At 57.9% G+C, this 18,479-nt stretch carries 17 protein-coding genes; 13 read left to right on the forward strand and 4 right to left on the reverse strand.

The window, feature by feature from the left end:
* The first annotated feature begins 152 nt into the window (after positions 1 to 152).
* From N1078_RS11435 to N1078_RS11475, 9 genes are all read left to right on the forward strand, one after another.
* On the forward strand, positions 153 to 1,622 hold the full coding sequence (locus tag N1078_RS11435) for a flagellin (protein WP_274088304.1): 1,470 nt from the start codon (positions 153 to 155) through the stop codon (positions 1,620 to 1,622).
* Between the two features lie 77 nt (positions 1,623 to 1,699).
* A complete protein-coding gene (locus N1078_RS11440; protein ID WP_274088305.1) occupies positions 1,700 to 2,074 on the forward strand; it encodes a flagellar protein FlaG in 375 nt (124 codons plus the stop codon).
* A 69-nt stretch (positions 2,075 to 2,143) separates the two neighbouring features.
* The gene (fliD, locus tag N1078_RS11445) at positions 2,144 to 3,547 is read left to right on the forward strand and encodes a flagellar filament capping protein FliD (protein WP_274088306.1); all 1,404 of its coding nucleotides are present in this window, start codon (positions 2,144 to 2,146) and stop codon (positions 3,545 to 3,547) included.
* Between the two features lie 3 nt (positions 3,548 to 3,550).
* Positions 3,551 to 3,937 carry a flagellar export chaperone FliS gene (gene fliS / locus N1078_RS11450; protein ID WP_274088307.1) on the forward strand — a complete coding sequence of 129 codons (387 nt, stop codon included), beginning with the start codon at positions 3,551 to 3,553 and terminating at the stop codon, positions 3,935 to 3,937.
* A 94-nt stretch (positions 3,938 to 4,031) separates the two neighbouring features.
* Positions 4,032 to 4,412, forward strand: coding sequence for a flagellar export chaperone FliS (gene fliS / locus N1078_RS11455; protein WP_274088308.1), 381 nt, complete (start codon positions 4,032 to 4,034; stop codon positions 4,410 to 4,412).
* A 29-nt stretch (positions 4,413 to 4,441) separates the two neighbouring features.
* Positions 4,442 to 4,738, forward strand: coding sequence for a flagellar protein FliT (locus N1078_RS11460; RefSeq protein WP_274088309.1), 297 nt, complete (start codon positions 4,442 to 4,444; stop codon positions 4,736 to 4,738).
* A 228-nt stretch (positions 4,739 to 4,966) separates the two neighbouring features.
* A complete protein-coding gene (locus N1078_RS11465) occupies positions 4,967 to 6,439 on the forward strand; it encodes a sigma-54 dependent transcriptional regulator (RefSeq protein ID WP_274088310.1) in 1,473 nt (490 codons plus the stop codon).
* A gap of 183 nt (positions 6,440 to 6,622) precedes the next feature.
* Positions 6,623 to 7,834, forward strand: a complete 1,212-nt coding sequence (locus N1078_RS11470; protein ID WP_274088311.1) for a sensor histidine kinase — start codon at positions 6,623 to 6,625, stop codon at positions 7,832 to 7,834.
* Positions 7,835 to 7,841: 7 nt separating this feature from the next.
* Positions 7,842 to 9,248 carry a sigma-54-dependent transcriptional regulator gene (locus N1078_RS11475; RefSeq protein ID WP_274088312.1) on the forward strand — a complete coding sequence of 469 codons (1,407 nt, stop codon included), beginning with the start codon at positions 7,842 to 7,844 and terminating at the stop codon, positions 9,246 to 9,248.
* 75 nt (positions 9,249 to 9,323) lie between these two features.
* Here the strand turns inward: N1078_RS11475 and lapD are convergent, their stop codons facing one another.
* The 4 genes from lapD to N1078_RS11495 form a co-directional block, all read right to left on the reverse strand.
* Positions 9,324 to 11,273, reverse strand: coding sequence for a cyclic di-GMP receptor LapD (gene lapD, locus N1078_RS11480; protein ID WP_274088313.1), 1,950 nt, complete (start codon positions 11,271 to 11,273; stop codon positions 9,324 to 9,326).
* A gap of 10 nt (positions 11,274 to 11,283) precedes the next feature.
* On the reverse strand, positions 11,284 to 11,976 hold the full coding sequence (gene lapG / locus N1078_RS11485) for a cysteine protease LapG (RefSeq protein WP_274088314.1): 693 nt from the start codon (positions 11,974 to 11,976) through the stop codon (positions 11,284 to 11,286).
* A gap of 96 nt (positions 11,977 to 12,072) precedes the next feature.
* Positions 12,073 to 12,471, reverse strand: a complete 399-nt coding sequence (locus N1078_RS11490; RefSeq protein WP_274088315.1) for a YbaN family protein — start codon at positions 12,469 to 12,471, stop codon at positions 12,073 to 12,075.
* A gap of 9 nt (positions 12,472 to 12,480) precedes the next feature.
* Positions 12,481 to 13,068: a YecA family protein gene (locus N1078_RS11495; protein WP_274088316.1), complete on the reverse strand. Its 588-nt coding sequence runs from the start codon at positions 13,066 to 13,068 to the stop codon at positions 12,481 to 12,483.
* A 166-nt stretch (positions 13,069 to 13,234) separates the two neighbouring features.
* Here N1078_RS11495 and recQ point away from each other — a divergent pair, with 166 nt between their 5' ends.
* The 4 genes from recQ to N1078_RS11515 all read left to right on the forward strand — a co-directional run bounded on the left by recQ (position 13,235) and on the right by N1078_RS11515 (position 18,425).
* Positions 13,235 to 15,361: a DNA helicase RecQ gene (gene recQ, locus N1078_RS11500; protein WP_274088317.1), complete on the forward strand. Its 2,127-nt coding sequence runs from the start codon at positions 13,235 to 13,237 to the stop codon at positions 15,359 to 15,361.
* A gap of 127 nt (positions 15,362 to 15,488) precedes the next feature.
* Entirely contained in the window at positions 15,489 to 16,505 is a 1,017-nt protein-coding gene (locus N1078_RS11505; protein WP_274088318.1) for a DUF2804 domain-containing protein, read from the forward strand.
* Between the two features lie 82 nt (positions 16,506 to 16,587).
* Positions 16,588 to 17,022, forward strand: coding sequence for a MarR family transcriptional regulator (locus tag N1078_RS11510; protein WP_274088319.1), 435 nt, complete (start codon positions 16,588 to 16,590; stop codon positions 17,020 to 17,022).
* Complete coding sequence (locus N1078_RS11515) at positions 17,022 to 18,425, forward strand: DHA2 family efflux MFS transporter permease subunit (protein ID WP_274088320.1); 1,404 nt, start codon at positions 17,022 to 17,024, stop codon at positions 18,423 to 18,425. The genes N1078_RS11510 and N1078_RS11515 overlap by 1 nt, the downstream gene beginning before the upstream one ends.
* Positions 18,426 to 18,479: the final 54 nt, after the last annotated feature.

The raw sequence follows: 18,479 nt of genomic DNA on the forward strand, positions 1-18,479 counted from the left end.
AAATACAGCAAGCGTTTTTTCACAAAAAAAGCCTAAAGCTCCCGTAGCAAGCGCCGATACAAAGTACGAATGCGAACTTTATGGGTGCCTGGGCATTGCCCACCCAAGGTCGCACGCTCAGGCAAACACGCTAGTCCTTGGAGGACACCATCATGGCTCTTACCGTCAATACCAACATCGCGTCGCTCAATACCCAGCGCAACCTCAGCTCCTCTTCCAACGCGCTGAATACTTCGTTGCAGCGTCTTTCCACCGGTTCGCGCATCAATAGCGCCAAGGACGATGCTGCCGGTCTGCAGATTTCTAACCGTCTGACCAGTCAGGTCAATGGCCTGGGTGTGGCTGTACGTAATGCCAACGACGGTATTTCCTTGGCGCAGACCGCTGAAGGTGCGTTGCAGCAGTCGACTAACATCCTGCAGCGTATGCGTGACCTTTCGTTGCAATCAGCAAATGGTTCTAACAGTTCTGCTGATCGTAACTCCGTTCAAAAAGAGATTGGCGCACTTAAAAATGAGCTAAGCCGAATTGCAGAAACTACTACCTTTGGTGGGCGTAAGTTGCTAGATGGATCGTTTGGCTCTTCGGCATTCCAAGTAGGTGCTAATGCTAATGAAACTATTAACGTAGCTTTAGGTGGGGCGACTTCAGGTAAAATCGGTGCGTTTACCGCTGTGGGTGGTGGTTCGGAGTTTGGCAGTGCTAAGGCCGCTGCTGCGGCTGCAGGTACCTCTCAAGTTACTATTTCTCAGGGCGGTTCTGTTTATAAGTCTGAAGCGCTGAAAGCGACCGATACTGCGTACGAGGTTGCTAGGAAAGTTAATGAGGCTGGCTCTTCAGTCAAAGCTACTGCAACTACCTCCGCCAACATAAATGTTCAAACTGCCGTTACTGCATTTGATTTGAAAATTGACGTTTTACGTACTAATTCAGGGTCAACTACTCCCGATGCCACTGTTGATCTTAAAGGTATGACATCGGTCGCTGATACGGCTCAGGCAATTAACAGCGCGGGTGTGGGCTTATCTGCAAGTGTTAATCGAGATGGTAGTCTCGAAATTACCGCTAATGATGGTTCAACCCTAAAAACTGCAATGACTACTACTGGCGGTACAGCCACAATTAAGGCGCGTGGTCTAGACTTTGATTCGGCTACGAAAGAATACAAGCTTGAAGCTACAGGGGTTACTACTACTGCAGGTGCGGCACTTACCACTTTTGTTAATGGTGATATAAAGCTTACCTCGGGAGATAACTTTGCGCTGGCTAACTCAGCTATCTTTACGAATGATACTTCCGGTACTCTCGACAAAGTCTCAGATATTGATGTAAGTACACAAATTCAAGCGCAAAAGGCAATTGAGGTAATTGATTCGGCATTGTCTTTTATCGATTCTCAACGTTCTGCCTTAGGTGCAGTGCAGAACCGTTTCGAAAATACTATTTCTAACCTGCAAAATATCGGCGAAAACGTCTCGGCTGCCCGTGGCCGAATCCAAGATACCGACTTCGCTGCCGAAACTGCGAATCTGAGCAAAAACCAGATTCTGCAGCAGGCCGGTACGGCGATTCTGGCGCAGGCTAACCAGTTGCCGCAGGCGGTGCTTAGCCTCCTGCGTTAAGCCGCACAGCAAGTTGGTTTTAACCTCGGGGGGTAGTGCGAAGCGCTACTCCCCGCTTTGCCATTTGAGGTGAGGTCATGGATATCAATGCAATTAATGGATTACAGCAGCCGGCCATAGTCCTTCGGACATCAAGCTCAGGCAGTACATCGCCAGCGGTTAACGCAGAGCAGTCGGTGGCGGCTAAGGCGGAAGAGTCAGTTGCGACCAGTACGACAGCCGAGCAAGCACGCCAACCCGTGGAGGAAGCCATCTCCAGCATCAAACAGTTCGCCCAGAGTATTCAGCGCAACCTAAACTTTTCTCTGGATGACACCAGCGGACGGGTAGTGGTCAAGGTCACAGATGCCATGTCTGGCGATGTGATTCGGCAGATCCCCTCCGAAGATGCTCTGCGTTTGGCGGAAAGTCTGGAAGAGGCCCGCAGCTTGTTGTTCAAGGCAGAGGCATAAAACGGTACGCTTCTTGATTGGCTCTGGTTCAACGAGGGCAAGCGTCAATTTCACGACGAGGTGGTTAACATGGCAGGCGTATCAGGTATTGGATCAGGCATCGACATCAACAGCATTGTGGGTGCCATGGTCAATGCAGAGAAAGCCCCTAAAGAGGCGCAGCTAGCGCGTCTAGAGAAAGCCTCTACCACCAAGTTTTCTGCGCTGGGTACGCTGAAAGGTGCATTAAGCGAATTCCAGACGGCGATGAAGGACCTCAACAGCCTGGCGCTATTTGAGAAGCGCACGGCCACTTCGTCAAATGCCACGGCGGTCAGCGCTTCGGCAGAGAAAACTGCACTGGCGGGTACCTACCAACTGGCAGTCAAGCAATTGGCGACCAGCAGTCGGGTGGCTACAGGAGCAATTGCCAGCGCTTACACTGCACCTGCCGATGGCCAGCTAACCGTCAAGCTCGGCGCTGCTGACACGGCAGGGGTAAGCGTCGACATTGCAGCTGGCGATTCGCTTGAGCAAATCCGCGACAAGCTCAATACCACCCTCAAAGACAAGGGCGTCACTGCCAACATCGTCAATAACCCCGCCGATGGCACCTCGCGCTTGGTGCTCAACGCCAAAGACACCGGTGCAGGTAAGGATATTGTGGTAACTGCCGATGCTGGGCTGGAAGCGTATGCCGTGGACGGTGCGGTCAAAGCCGGCGCAAGTACGGCCGGTTACTTAGGTGATCCGGCGCAAAGCGCGATATTCACTATCGATGGACTGGAGCAAACCAGCGTCACTAATAGCCTTAAAGATGTAATACCTGGCGTCACGTTCAACTTGTTGAGCAAGACTGAGGCGGATAAACCGCTGACGCTGACAGTGGGGCAGGACAAGGCCGGGGTCACCGCCAGCATCAAGAAGTTTGTCGATGCCTACAACAAGCTGATCAAAACCAGCAGCGAATTAACTAACGTTACCCAAGTAGGAGAGGGCAAACCGCCGGTCGTAGGCGGTCTAGTCGGTGACGCTACTGTGCGCACCTTGCTTTCAGGTGTGCGTAATGAATTGGTTAATCCCGCCGGTCAAGAAGGTATTCGTGTACTGGCTGATTTGGGTATCACCACGCAAAAAGATGGCACTCTGAAAGTTGACGATGAAAAACTAAGTACAGCGATTACCGACAACTTTGACGCGCTGGGTAGCTTTTTTACCGGTGATAGCGGGTTGATGAGCCGGGTTGACAAGCGCATTGACGGCTATATCCAGACCGGCGGTGTGCTAGAGCAGCGTATGAAAGGCATTCAGACCACCCTTACTGATATCGACAAGCAGAAGGAAACACTGACTCGCCGCGTTAGCCAGCTGCAAACCCGACTGTTCGCACAATTCAACGCCATGGATGCGTTAGTAGGAAATTTAAACGCGACCAGCGACCGCCTGACCCAAGCCCTTGGCAGTTTGCCGGGTGTGGTTAAACAGAGTAATTAAGCCGTGAACAACCCGATTGATACGTATAAAAGCGTCAAAACCAGCCAAGACGTAACGCCCTACCAGGCGGTGCAGCTGTTGCTCGATGGCGCGCTAGATCGTATTTCTCTCGCTCTGCATGCCCAGCGTGAAAACAGCCCAGATGTACGCGGCGAAGCGGTCGGCGCTACGTTATCAATCATCGGTATTTTGCAGGCCGGCCTGGATAAAACCCTTGGTGGTGAGTTGGCGGAAAACCTGGATGGTCTTTACGACTACATGACCCGTCGCTTAGCGGGCGTAGCGGTGGATAAAACCCCGCGCCGGCTCGAAGAAGTGCAAGCGCTGTTGATGCAAATTCGTGATGCATGGGCGGCGATTGGCCCGGAAGTTGAACCGGCTGCCAGCTGAGTACTTAGCGCATTTTTTCTAGATTAAGGCTCAAGCTGGCGGGTTGGCCGCCGATAACTGAAGTATTCCCGGCAAACACTGGAGTACATTCAGCATGAACGCGATGGTAGCCATGCGGCAGTATCAGTCCGTTAACACCCAGGCTCAGGCAGTTGATGCCTCACCTCACCGTTTGATCCAAATGTTGATGGAAGGTGGTCTTACCCGCATCGCCCAAGCAACAGGCGCGATGGAGCGTCAGCAAACTGCGTTGAAGGGTGATCTCATCGGCAAGGCAATTGGTATTGTCGGTGGCCTTCGCGATGGCTTGGATTTTACCCAGGGTGGTGAGTTGGCCAGCAACCTGGATAATCTCTATCAATACATGATTACCCGCTTGCTACAGGCGAACGCTCAGAATGACGCAGCTGCCCTTGAAGAAGTTGCCAACCTGCTGCGTGATGTGAAGGCGGGTTGGGATGCCATCGGTCAGTAATGCAGTTTGATGTTTAAAGGAATGTACCCATGACTTCTACAGTCCAGCGTCTAGAAAAAACCGGCAGTGCGCTGCGTAGCGCTTTGGCCAATCAAGACTGGGCCGCTATTGGTGAGTTGGATTTGCAGTGCCGTCAGGCTGTGGATGAAGCCATGGTTGAATCCGCCGGTGACGAAGATACGCTGCGTGCTCGCATGCAAGAGTTACTGGAGCTCTATCGTGAGCTAGTCAGTGTTTGCCAGGCCGAGCAAAAGCGTTTGGCCCATGAGTTGGTTCAACTCAATCAGTCGCAACAAGGCGCAAAAGTTTATCAGCTGTTTGGCTGACCCTCCCCGAGCGTGCAGCTGCGCGCTCGCATGATCTTCCGCTTTACCCCTCATGTATCTGTATGCTTTTCGAGCAAATTTCAGGCGGTTTGCTGAGAAATTGGAAAGCGTACGCCATAAAATTGACATTGAACAATAAATTGACTTTACTACCGGCCAAATACCGGCGCTAGGGCGAGTTGTATTGGGCGGCGGGTGTGTTTTTCACTCCAGGATCAGAAATTAATTATGTGGCGTGAAACAAAAATCCTCCTGATTGACGATAACTGTGAACGCCGGCGTGACTTGGCGGTCATTCTGAATTTTCTGGGTGAAGACCACATAGCCTGTGACAGCCAGAGCTTTCAGCAGGTTGTTGCAGGCCTGGAGTCGAGCCGTGAAGTGCTCAGCGTGTTGCTGGGCGACATTACCGCCAAGGGCGGTGTGTTGGGCATGCTTAAGCAGTTGGCCGAGTGGGATGAGTTCTTGCCAACGCTATTGCTTGACGAGCAAGTGGCTGCCGAGTGGCCAGAAGAGCAGCGCCGCAGTGTGCTGGCCTGCCTAGAAATGCCGCTGAGCTACAACAAGCTGCTCGACTCGTTGCACCGCGCCCAGGTGTACCGCGAAATGTATGACCAGGCCCGTGAGCGTGGCCGTCAGCGTGAGACCAATTTGTTCCGCAGCCTGGTCGGCACCAGTCGGGCCATTCAGCATGTCCGGCAGATGATGCAACAGGTGGCCGATACTGAGGCCAGCGTGCTGATTTTGGGGGAGTCGGGCACCGGCAAAGAAGTGGTCGCGCGCAACCTGCACTACCACTCCAAGCGCCGTGAAGGCCCTTTTGTGCCAGTCAACTGTGGTGCGATTCCTGCCGAGTTGCTGGAGAGCGAGTTGTTCGGTCACGAGAAGGGCGCGTTTACCGGCGCAATCACCACCCGTGCTGGGCGTTTCGAGCTGGCCAGTGGCGGCACCCTGTTTCTCGATGAAATTGGCGACATGCCGCTGCCCATGCAGGTGAAGCTGCTGCGCGTATTGCAGGAGCGTACCTTTGAGCGAGTGGGCAGCAACAAAACCCAGAATGCAGATGTGCGGATCATTGCTGCTACGCACAAGAACCTTGAGCAGATGATTGAGGCCGGCAGCTTCCGCGAAGACCTGTATTACCGCCTCAACGTATTCCCGATCGAAATGGCCCCGTTGCGTGAGCGCATCGAGGACATTCCCTTGCTGATGAATGAGTTGATTTCACGCATGGAGTTCGAGAAGCGCGGCTCCATTCGCTTTAACTCGGCGGCCATTATGTCGCTGTGTCAGCATGACTGGGCGGGCAACGTGCGCGAACTGGCCAACCTAGTCGAGCGCATGGCGATCATGCATCCCTACGGCGTGATTGGCGTGGGTGAGCTGCCGAAGAAGTTCCGTCATGTCGATGATGAAGACGAGCACATGGTTGCCAGCCTGCGCGATGACATTGATGAGCGCGCCGGGCTGATCTCAGGTCAACCGGGTGTGAGTTCGACGGCGATGCTGCCGCCAGAAGGCCTGGACCTAAAGGATTACTTGGGCAACCTGGAGCAGGGCTTGATCCAGCAGGCGTTGGATGATGCCAATGGAGTGGTTGCACGTGCCGCAGAGCGCTTGCGTATTCGCCGCACCACCCTGGTCGAGAAGATGCGCAAATACGGCATGAGTCGGCGTGATGACGAGGGGCAGGACGACTGAGGGTTTTTACCCGCGTTCGTCAGTGACTTGGCGTTTGCTCAACCAATAGAGCCGAAGGTTTGACACAACCTTCGGCTTTTTTTTTAAATAATTGATTTTAAAGAATATTTTTTTCCGGCACGGGTATTGCTATCTCTCTTGCAACTGACTGTCTTATGACGGCTCGCTGCGCGAGAGAGACCCATGAACGCCAACCTGCAACGCCCCCAAAACTCTGACGAGCCCGCCGCACCTGTTGAGCAGGCCAGCCGTGCCGGTCTCGAACAGACGTTTGCCTTGTTTAACCAGATGTCGACCCAACTCAACGCCTCTTACAGCATGTTGGAAGCGCGGGTAACCGAGCTTAAAGGTCAGCTGGCGTTGGTCAGTGCCCAGCGCATGCAGGAGCTGGCTGAGAAAGAGCGACTGGCTAACCGTTTGCAGAGCTTGCTGGATCTATTGCCCGGTGGCGTGATCGTGATTGATGGGCAGGGCGTGGTGCGTGAGGCCAATCCGGTGGCGCGTAACCTGTTGGGCCGGCCGTTGGTTGGCATGTTGTGGCGCGAAGTCATCGCCCGCAACTTTGCCCCGCGTAAAGACGATGGCCATGAAATCTCCCTTAAAGATGGCCGGCGCTTGTCGATTGCCACCCGCTCATTGCACGCCGAACCGGGCCAGCTGGTGTTGCTCACCGACCTGACAGAAACCCGGCGCTTGCAGGATCAACTGTCCCGCCATGAGCGCTTGTCTGCCTTGGGGCGCATGGTGGCATCGCTGGCCCATCAGATTCGTACGCCGCTTTCCGCCGCCTTGCTTTATGCCAGCCATCTGACTGAGCAGGTGCTGCCGGCTGAACAGCAACAGCGTTTTGCCGGGCGCCTGAAAGAGCGCCTGCACGAGCTGGAACATCAGGTGCGTGACATGCTGGTCTTCGCCCGTGGCGAATTACCCTTACCGGATCGCTTGGCTCCCCCCGCGCTGTTTGATGCGCTGCGTCGCGCCGCTGAGCCGCATGTGTTGGGTATGCAGGTGCGCTGGCAGTGCGATAGTCGTGTCGGTGAGTTGCTGTGTAACCGCGACACTTTGGTCGGCACGGTGCTCAACCTGATCGAGAACGCGATTCAAGCGGGCGGCCGTGAAGCACAGTTGAAAGTTCACCTGTATCAGCGCGGTGAGACTGTGCGGCTGTGCATCAGCGACAACGGCCCAGGCATCGACAGCGCGACGCTGGCCCGGCTTGGCGAGCCCTTCTTCACCACTAAAACCACCGGTACCGGGCTTGGCTTGGCTGTGGTCAAGGCCGTGGCGCGTGCCCATCAGGGCGACGTACAGCTGCGTTCGCGGCCGGGGCGTGGTACCTGCGCCATTATTACCTTGCCGCTACTCGGTGCTGTGCACCCTTTGATTCAGGAGTAATCCCCCCATGGCGAGCAAAATTCTGTTGGTCGAGGATGACCGCTCATTGCGCGAGGCATTGGCCGATACCCTGGCGTTGGGCGGGCATGATTACCGCGCGGTCGATTGCGCCGAAACAGCGCTGCTGGCGATTGCCGAGGAGTCCTTTGGCCTGGTAGTGAGTGACGTCAATATGCCCGGCATGGATGGCCACCAGCTGCTGGCGCAGATTCGTCAGCGTCAGCCGCAATTGCCGGTGCTGCTGATGACTGCGTTCGGCGCGGTTGAACGCGCGGTGGATGCCATGCGCCAAGGCGCGGCGGATTATCTGGTCAAGCCGTTTGAGCCCAAAGCTTTGTTGAGCTTGGTGGACCGACATGCGTTGGGGCGAGTTGCAGCCAGCGAGCAGGATGGACCGGTCGCCGAAGAACCGGCCAGCGTGCAATTGCTTGCGTTGGCCACGCGGGTGGCGCAAAGCGATTCCACGGTGTTGATCACGGGCGAGTCCGGCACGGGTAAAGAAGTGTTGGCGCGTTTTATCCACCAGCAGTCGCCACGTGCGAGCAAACCCTTTATCGCCATCAACTGCGCGGCAATCCCGGACAACATGCTCGAAGCCACGCTGTTTGGGCATGAAAAGGGCGCGTTTACCGGGGCGATTGCCAGTGCACCGGGTAAGTTCGAGTTGGCCGAGGGCGGCACCATTTTGCTCGACGAAATTTCGGAAATGCCGCTGGGCTTGCAAGCCAAACTGTTACGCGTGCTGCAGGAGCGCGAGGTAGAGCGGGTGGGCGCGCGTAAGCCGATCACCTTGGATATCCGGGTGCTGGCCACCAGCAACCGTGACCTGGCCGCAGAAGTGGCGGCGGGGCGCTTCCGTGAAGACCTTTACTATCGCTTGTCGGTGTTCCCACTGGCTTGGCAGCCGCTGCGTGAGCGCCCGGCGGACATCGTGCCGCTGGCCGAGCGTCTGCTGGCCAAGTACGTGAAAAAAATGAATCACGCGCCGATTCGTCTTTCCCCGCAAGCGCAGATGAGCCTGACCAGTTACGGCTGGCCGGGTAACGTGCGTGAACTGGATAACGCCATTCAGCGCGCGTTGATCCTGCAACAAGGTGGCTTGATTCAGCCGCAGGATCTCTGCCTGCAGGCGTCGATCGGTTCTGCACCAGTAGCAAGTGCGCCGCCGTTACTTGCCGTGCCAAGTGAACACACGCCGGTGTCGTTTGAGGCGCCAGCGGCAGATTCCGGTGCCTTGGGTGATGACCTGCGGCGTCATGAATTTCAGATGATCATCGACACCCTGCGTGCCGAGCGTGGCCGGCGTAAAGAGGCGGCTGAGCGCCTGGGCATCAGCCCACGGACGCTGCGCTACAAGCTGGCGCAGATGCGCGATGCGGGGATGGATGTGGAAGGCTATCTGTTTGCCAGTTAGGTCAGCTGAAACCTATACGCCTGAGTAGTCCGGCTACCGCCCGTAGCCCGGATTACATCCGGGCTACGACTCTGATTAATCCTTCCACGGCATCGGTGCGCCAAGTAGGCGGCCCATGGCGCCGTACAGCCCCAGCTCCTTGAGCACCGCAAGCTCGCCTTCGGTTTCCACCATCTCGGCAATCAACGGCAGGTCGATGCTGTTGGTGGCGCGAAATACCGCTTCGATAAACATGCGCTTGTCGCTTTCTTGGTCGATCGCGCGGATATAGGTGCCATCCAGTTTCAGGTAGGCCAGGCCCAGGTGGGTGAGGTTGCCGATCAGGCTGAAGCGCCCCCCGAAATGCTGCAGACCCAAGCTGAAACCGCTGTCGCGGATGGCCTGGCTGAGGGCTTCCAGTTCGGCTGCCGGCGGCAGGTGGCGTTCGTCCACTTCAAAGGTCAGTAGGTTGGCTTGCTGCGGATGCTGCTTGAGAATTTCAACGATGCGCTTGAGTGTGGCGCTGTCGTGTAGGGTGGCTGCTGACAGGCTCAGCGCCAGGGGCGCGGCATGCTGGCTCAGGTGCGCGAGGCTGTGTTCAAGCATCGCCAAGTCAAAGCGTGCGGTCCAGCCGAGGCGTTCAATCCAAGGCAGAAAACGCCCAGCGGCAATCGCCTCTCCCTGCGGGTCAAGCAGGCGCGCCAGCACCTTGTGGTGCAGCAACTGGTTACGGTCAGCGCATTGCACGACGGGTTGGAAATACAGCTGCAACTTACGCTGGTTCAACGCATCGTCGATCCAGGTGCGCCAGTCATGCAGGCCCTGAGTTGCTTGGGCCTGGTAATCGTCCAGGCGCACCCAGTGAAGGCTTGGGTCGTTTTGTGTTTGCGCCAGGGCCTGGTCGGCACGGCTGATGACTTGGTTGGCTTCTTCACCTGGACGAAATGCGCCAATGCCAATGTGCGCCACCGGTGTGCAGTCACTGGCGCCAGTCTGGCGTAGGTTCTCCAGGCCGCTGTGCAGTTCGCCGGCGAGCAGTTCGGCTTCTTCACTGCCAATTCCTGGGATCAGCAGGCTGAATTCGCCGCCTCGGCTGCGCGAGGCCAGCCAGTCTGCACGGCTGTTTTGCTCAAGCAGGCGCTTGAGCAACTCGCCGATGGCGGCAATCAGCGCGTCGGTTTTCTGACCGCCTAAGCGCTGATTGAGCCCGGCCAGGTCGTTGACCCGCAGCAGGAACAAATAGCCTTCAGCATTTTGTTCGTGGAGCGCCAGTTGGTTGGCCAGGCGGATGTCGAATAAGCGGCGGTTGGCCAAGCCGGTGATGCTGTCTTGGTAGGCTTCTGTGCGTAGTTTTTCGCTGCGTGCGGCTTCTTCGGCGAACAGGGTTTTGAGTTTCTCCACCATCTGGTTCATCGCCGTGACCACACGCTTGAGTTCCGGCGTGCGCGGTATGGTGGGCAGGGTAAGGAACTCGCGGCGAGTGATGGCTTGGGCTTGTTGCACCATGTTGTCCAGCGGGCGCAATTGCGTGCGCAACAGCCAGCCGCCGAGCACCGCGCTGACCAGGCCGCAAATCAGCAGCCAGATCAGGCTGCCGATGGCGCTGTCCCAGAGTTTGGCGAGGGCGAATTGTGGATTACTGAGCACTTCAACCCGTGCGGCCTGTTCCCAGCCGCGCATGATCAAGGCGTCGCCGCCCTGGGGCTGCAGGTCGACCAGTTGGCTGAACCAGGCCGGCACGCTCTCAGCGCTGGAGTCGCTGCTGCGCCGCTCAACAATCACTTCGTCACCCGGGATGCGCACCACGCGGATGCTGTTGAAGTAGCCGCTGTCGAAAATCGAACTGACCATCAGTTCGATCATCGCCGGGTCGTCCGCGTGCGGCGTCATCGACAGCCCCAGCGCCGTCGCAGCGTCCTGGGCATGCGAGCGCAACTGGCTGAGCAGTTGCTCGCGCGAGCTTTCCACGCTGGCGATAAAGCTGCCTGTAAAGGCCACCACCAGAAACAGGCAGATGGCAAGAAACAGCTGCTTGAGTAGAGACATAAGGTTCCTCCTAGCCTTCGCCGATGGCGAAGCCCTCCGTGCGCATTTTTTTCAACAGATCCTGCCAGCGCGAGAGTCTTTTGGAATCGCTCTTCTTGCTGTTAGAACCAGGGAGATAGAGCCCTTCGGCATTGAATGCATAGACCGGCAGTAGGTCTTTGCGCTGCGAGGCGGGCTTTATTTGGTTGATCAAGTTGTCCAGTACCAGCGGCTCGGCGCCGGGGCTGGCGTAGTACGTCAACACCATGTGCGCCTGGTTGTAGTTGAGCGCTTTGACGTAGGTGATACGCAGTTTTTCGCTGGGGATGCCGAGGCGGCGCAGGGTGAAATACTTGGCGATGGAATAGTCTTCGCAGTCCCCCTCACCCTTGACCAGCATCTCCACGGGGGTGGCCCAGTAGTCGTTCTGTTTCCAGACTCTTATGTCATCGGTAAAGCGAATCTGCCGATTGAAGAAGCGGTTGACCTCGTTGAGCTTATCAGCCTCGCTGCTGGTGCTGCTGGCCTTGATTTGCGCCTCCCAGGCCAGGATGCGCGGTTTGGCTGGCCCGAGATTGCCGTAGCGGCTTTCAGCTTTTTGCAGAATTACGCCGAAGTCCCAGTTGGCCAGAGCGCTGGCCAGGCTGATCAGCAGGATGCAGCCGCCCAGCAACGCTCGGTTGAGGCGCTTGGACCATCCATAAGTAAGCTGACGGTGAGGCATGTGCCACGCCTTGGCCGGGGATTGGGGGGAGTTTAGGTGCTGCTGTTGATAATTGCCGCGCTGAATATACTCAATGTAGCCGGGTTTGACCGCTTGCTAGCGCGTGCTCAGGGTTTTCTGCCTGAGGATATACAGGCTCACCAGCACCGCACTGGTGAGCATAAAAGCCCTGGCCCAGAACAGCGGTACCAGGTAACACGACAGGCCAATGCTCAGCCACATCAGGCTGATGGCGTAGACCTTGCCCTTGAGCGGAATGCCCTGGCCTTCAAGGTAATCAACAATCCAGGGGCCCAGCTGGCGGTGGTTGACCAGCCACAGGTAAAAGCGCTTCGAGCTGCGCATAAAGCAGGCCGCCGCCAGCAGCAGAAACGGCGTGGTGGGCAGCACTGGGAGAAAGATGCCAATCACCCCCAGTGCCACGCTCAGCCAGCCGATGGCCAGCAACGCGTAGCGGATGGCAGGGTTGCGTTGCAGCTGAATATCACGCGCCATCGCGCGTGCTTAGTGCTGGCGGGGCTTCAGTAGGGCAGGTTTTTCTTCCGGTGCATTGCACAGCAGGAAGAGGGCGGTCAGTAGCTCGGGGATTTGCTCGACCATGCTGTCAACCAGGTCGCGATCGCTGGCGATTTCTTCGAACTCGGGCTGTTCGTCGAACAGGCCGGAGGCGACCATGATCGGCAGTAGCAGTTCACTGACTTCATCTTCAGCGTCGTCAAACCACACGGCTTCACGCAGGAATACCCCTTCCATAAAGCCAATGCACCAGCCGCGCAGGTCGGAGTCGTCCGGCTCATCGCCGAGGTCCAATTCGCACGGTACGTCTGGCTCATCATCACTGGCCAGCTGGCGGGCGATATGGCTTTGCAGTTGGATCAGGGTGGCTTCGATCTCTTCGCGCTCGGCATCACTGCGGTAATGCGGCGGCTCGGAGAACAGCGCGTCAATCCATTCGCGCTCAGGCACTTTTTCCGGGCAAATCGACAGGGCTGTCAGGTAGCCGTGGGCGGCGATGTAGTCCAGGGCCTCATCATGCAGCTCATCAGCATCGAGGAAGGCTTGCAGGCGGGAGAGTTGCTCGGCGAAGGACATCGGGGGCTACCTTGAAAGAGTAAACGAGGCTGGATTCTAGTCTAGAGCGACCCTAGCGGCCATAGCCGCAGGCCGCGGGCAGTGAAAATCAGATCAAACTCCGCCACGGCTGCGCGTGTGTATCCGGCACTTGCGTATAATGCACAGCTCGTTTCGGAGACCCTTCATGCTCGAGCACGCACAACGCATCCTTAAAGACGTATTCGGTTACGACAGCTTCCGTGGCCGCCAGGGTGCGATTATAGAGCGCGTGGCCAGTGGCGGCGATGCTTTGGTGCTGATGCCTACTGGCGGTGGCAAGTCGCTGTGCTTTCAGGTGCCGGCATTGCTGCGTGAGGGGTTGGCGGTGGTGGTGTCGCCACTGATTGCTTTGATGGACGATCAGGTCGCGACCCTCGACGAGCTGGGCGTGGCCGCGGTGGCGCTGAATTCGACTTTGAGCAACGACGAGCAGCGCGAGATTGCCGAGCGGATCAAGCGCGGCGAAATCAAGATGCTCTACCTCGCGCCGGAGCGGCTGGTGCAGCCGCGCATGTTGAGTTTCTTGCAGAACCTTGAGATTGCTCTGTTCGCCATCGATGAGGCGCATTGCGTGTCGCAGTGGGGGCATGACTTCCGCCCGGAATACCTGCAATTGGGCCAGCTGGCCGAACTCTTCCCCAATGTGCCGCGCATTGCGCTGACTGCAACGGCAGATATGCGCACCCGTGAGGAAATCGTCCAGCGTTTGCACCTGCAGAATGCCGAGCGTTTTCTGTCGAGCTTCGACCGGCCGAATATCTTCTATCGCATCGTGCCCAAAGAGCAGCCGCGCAAGCAGTTGCTGAACTTCCTCGCGGCGCGCAAGGGCGATGCCGGCATCGTCTATTGCCTGTCGCGTAAGAAGGTCGAGGAGGTCGCCTCTTTCCTGTCTGAGCAGGGCTACCCGGCGCTGCCGTACCACGCCGGCCTGGCTAACGAGCTGCGTGCCTATCACCAGAAGCGCTTTCTCAACGAGGAAGGGCTGATCATGGTGGCGACCATTGCTTTCGGCATGGGTATCGACAAACCCAACGTGCGTTTTGTCGCTCACCTGGATCTGCCGAAATCCCTGGAAGCCTACTACCAAGAAACTGGCCGCGCTGGCCGCGACGGTTTGCCGGCGGATGCCTGGATGGCTTACGGCTTGCAGGATGTGATTTTCCTCAAGCAGATGCTCAACAATTCCGAGGGTGACGAGCGGCATAAGCGCGTCGAGCAGCACAAACTCGACGCCATGTTGGCGCTGTGCGAAGAAACCCGCTGCCGCCGTCAGTCGCTGCTGGCCTACTTCGATGAAGACATGCCGCAACCGTGCGGGCACTGCGACAACTGCATGGACGGCGTACAGACCTGGGATGCCACCGAGCCGGCGCGTCAGGCGCTGTCGGCGATTTACCGCACTGGTCAACGTTATGGCGTGGGGCATCTTGTTGATGTGTTGCTCGGCCGTGACAACGATAAAATCCGCACGGTCGGCCATCAGCATCTGGCAGTGTTTGGCATCGGTAAAGCATTTGCCGAAGGCGAGTGGCGTTCGTTGTTCCGCCAATTGGTGGCGCGCGGGTTGGCGGATGTCGACCTTGAGGGTTTCGGCGGCCTGCGTCTTTCTGACAGTTGCCGGCCTTTGCTCAAAGGCGAGGTCAGCCTGCAGCTGCGCCGCGATCTGAAACCGCAACAAAGCGCCAAGGCGTCCAGCAGTGCCGCCAGCCAGTTGGTGCGTGGTGAGGAGCGCGGTCAGTGGGACGCCCTGCGTGCCCTGCGGCGCAAGTTGGCGGAAGAACATGGCGTGCCGCCGTATGTGATCTTCCCCGACGCCACTTTGTTGGAGATGCTGCGCAGCCAGCCCAGCACCCTGGCCGAGATGGCGCGGGTCAGTGGCGTCGGTGCGCGCAAGCTGGAGCGTTACGGCGAGGCCTTCTTGGCCGTGCTCGGTGCGGGTGATGACGCGCCGCGTGCGGTGGTCGATCTGCGTCACGAATTGGTCAGCCTGGCGCGTGCCGGCATGACCCCGGCGCAGATCGCCAGCCAGCTCAGTTGCAGCGAAAAGAATGTCTACGGCCTGCTGGCTGAAGCGATTGGCCGTCAGCAGTTGTCGCTGGAGCAGGCGCTGGATGTGCCCGAGGCCTTGCTTGGCGAGATTCAGGACGCCTTTCTCGACGGCGAGGGCGAGTTACCGCCGGTAGCCGCCATCAGCGAGCAGTTTGCCGGGCGTGTTGAGCTGGGCATCCTGCACTGCGTGCGTGCGGCCTTGCAGGCAGAATTCGAAGCCTAAAACGCGCGCATAATCGCGCGCTCTGCGCGAATGACCGATTTTGCCGCTGTGCTTGGCGCGTGGGGTGAATGTGTGTGCAGCGGTTCCGGTGCTAGCATCGCCGGGTCTCCCTTGCATGAATTGCCCCATGGACCGACTGATTCAGGCCAACGGCCAGCCGCACTACGGCATCTTTCCCGCTGCGCCGGGGCTGATCAATTACCGCGACTTCGACTTTCGCTCGCCCATGGGTCGCAAGCTCGGTGCTTTAGCCAAGTGGCGGCGCTTCCATCAATTCCAGTATTTCGGCCTGATCAGTGATGAGCTGATTGGTGGTTGCGCCTTGGCCAATCTCAGTCTGCTGGGCGTGGGTTTTGTTTACCTGTTTCACCCGGCCAGCGGGCGGATGATTGAGCGTCAGTTCAAGCTGCCGCTGGGGTTTGGCAGCCAGTTCTCGCAGAGACCTGATCAGGGTGTTTGCGAGTTGCGCAGCGGCGGCAACCGACTCCGTTTGGAGAACACCTCGACACCCAGAGAAAAGCGCCTGCTGGTGGAGCTGGATGACGGCACGCATATCGACGCCTGCTTTTCCGATGCGCCGCCAGCGTTTCAGCCGTTGTGCATCAATACGCCAGCGGGTGTGAATGGCTGGGTCTATGCGCAGAAGGTCGCCGGGGTACGCTGCACGGGGCAGGTGCGCAGCGCTTTGGGTGATTTTGACCTGGCGCAGATTGGCGCATTTGCTCATCACGACTGGTCAGCCGGTTATATGCGCCCTGAAACCCACTGGAACTGGGCCTGTTTATCCGCTCAGGCGGGCGAGCAGCGGGTGGGGCTGAATCTGTCCTGCGGGGTTAATGAAACCAGCTTTACCGAAAATTGTTTTTGGCTCGACGGTGAATTGCACAAGGTGGATACAGTGCGTTTTGCCTTTGATCGCGAGCAGCCATTGCAGCCCTGGTTGATCCACTCCTATGACGGTCAGGTAGAACTAAGGTTCGAGGGCCGTGGTTTGCACAAAGAGCGGCTGAACGTGGGGCTGCTGGCGAGTAACTTCAAACAGATTTTCGGTCAGTTCAGCGGCGTATTACGTCCGCCCGGAAAGCCCGAAGTGCGCATCGATAAGCGTTGGGGGTTTGTCGAGGATCAGTACGTAAAGTGGTGAAACCCTTTGCAGGCTTGCCTCGTCAAAAGGGTTATGGTTAGCTGGCTAATAATTAGTTTTTTATAGTTAAGAGCCGTTAACCATGTCACTTACCGATCAACACCGCTTTGCCATGCAAGTTGCTCAACTCTCCCGCGCCTGGCGCGCTGAACTGGATCGCCGCTTGGTCGGCCTGGGGCTTTCTCAGGCTCGTTGGTTGGTCCTGCTGCATCTGGGGCGCTTTGCTGAATTGCCGACCCAGCGTGAATTGGCGCAGAGCGTTGGCGTCGAAGGGCCCACCCTGGCGCGTCTGCTTGACAGCCTAGAAGCCCAAGGCTTGGTCAGCCGCCTGGCCGTGCCTGAAGACCGGCGGGCGAAGAAAATTGCCCTGATGCCAGAAGCCCGTCCGTTGATTGAAAAGATCGAGGCGATCTCCTCACAACTGCGTGAGGAAGCCTTCGCCGGCATTGATGAAGAAGAATTACGGCGCTGCCAGAAGGTCTATGCCCAGGTGTTGAGTAACTTGGAAAAGCGCTAATGCGTGATGACCTGCAGGCGCTGCAGCAACGTTTCGGGCCGCGTTACCCGCAGTGGCTGCTGGCGTTGTTGATGGTCGGCAGCATGGCCATGGTGCTGGCCTCCACCAGTATCAACGTCGCCTTGCCGGCTATCATGACGGACTTTTCTATAGGCCGGCCGCTGGCGCAGTGGCTGTCCACCGGCTTTCTCGCGGCCATGACCGCTGGCCTGTTGTTGGCTGCCTGGGCCCAGGCGCGTTTTGGCGCACGGCGTACGGCGCAGTTCGGTCTGCTGCTGTTTATCATCAGCTCGTTGTTGGCCCTGGTGGCTCACGCCGCGTGGCAACTGATCGCCCTGCGCATTGTGCAGGGGCTGTGCGCCGGGATTGTGCAGCCGTTGGCCATGGTGCTGATCTTTCGTGTATTTGCCGACGGCGGCCGCGGTATGGCATTGGGCCTGTATGGCCTGGGGGTCATGCTGGCGCCGTCATTGGGGCCGGGGATTGGCGGTTACTTGGTCGATCATTTTGGCTGGGCGGCGATCTTCTGGATGCCTTTGCCGCTGTGTCTGCTGGTCATGCTGGCCGGCCAGTGGTTGTTGCCCAGTGTGCGTGAGCGCAGCACGCCGCGCCTGGATATCCAAGCCTTTGCCTGGTTGAGTGTGGCGATATTCGCCGCGCTGTTTTTCTTTGCTGAAGCGCAGCGTTTTGCCTGGGACGCTCCTCGCGTCTGGTTACCCGGCACTCTGGCGCTGCTGGCCGGCCTGGTGTTTATCCAGCGCAGCCGGCGTGCCGCTCAGCCTTTACTGCCGCTGACGTTGTGGCGGCATGCGGGTTTCCGAAGCGCCAGTTGGGTCGCGCTGACCCTGGGCTTGGGGTTGTATGGGTCGACTTACCTAATCCCGCTGTACCTGCAAACCGTTGAAGGTTTCAGCGCCGGCCGGGCGGGCATGTTGCTGTTGCCGGCCGGTTTATTAATGGGCATGGCGTCCTTTCTCGGTGGTTGGCTCAGTGATCGACTGTCTGCGGCGCTGCTGCTGAGTGCTGGCCTGCTGATTTTTGCCCTATCGGCGGCAGGGTTGGCTTGGATCGAGCAGGGCGCGTCATTTCTTGTGCTGTGCTTCTGGGCCAGCGTGGGGCGTGTCGGCCTGGGGATATTGCTGCCGGCGTTGAGCACTGGCTCGCTGGATATCCTCAGCCCTGCAGAACTGGCTCAGGGCGCAGGGGCCATTACCTTCGTCCGTCAATTGGGTGGCGCGTTTGGGGTGAATCTGCTGACGTTCTTTCTGGAGTGGCGGCACAGCGCTGAAGGCGGCGATCAATTGGCCGAGATGCTGGCTTTTAAACAGAGCTTCTGGCTGGTGGCCGGGGTGTTCGCCGTCACGGTACTGGCGGCCTGGGGCGTCAAGTCGAGCAGGCGCTGAGCGCTAGGCATCAGTGTGACGGAGTTGTCGTTTTCTTGACCGTTAGCCTATGCT

The organism is Pseudomonas sp. MIL19, from assembly GCF_028680365.1.
Lineage (GTDB): Bacteria > Pseudomonadota > Gammaproteobacteria > Pseudomonadales > Pseudomonadaceae > Aquipseudomonas > Aquipseudomonas spirodelae.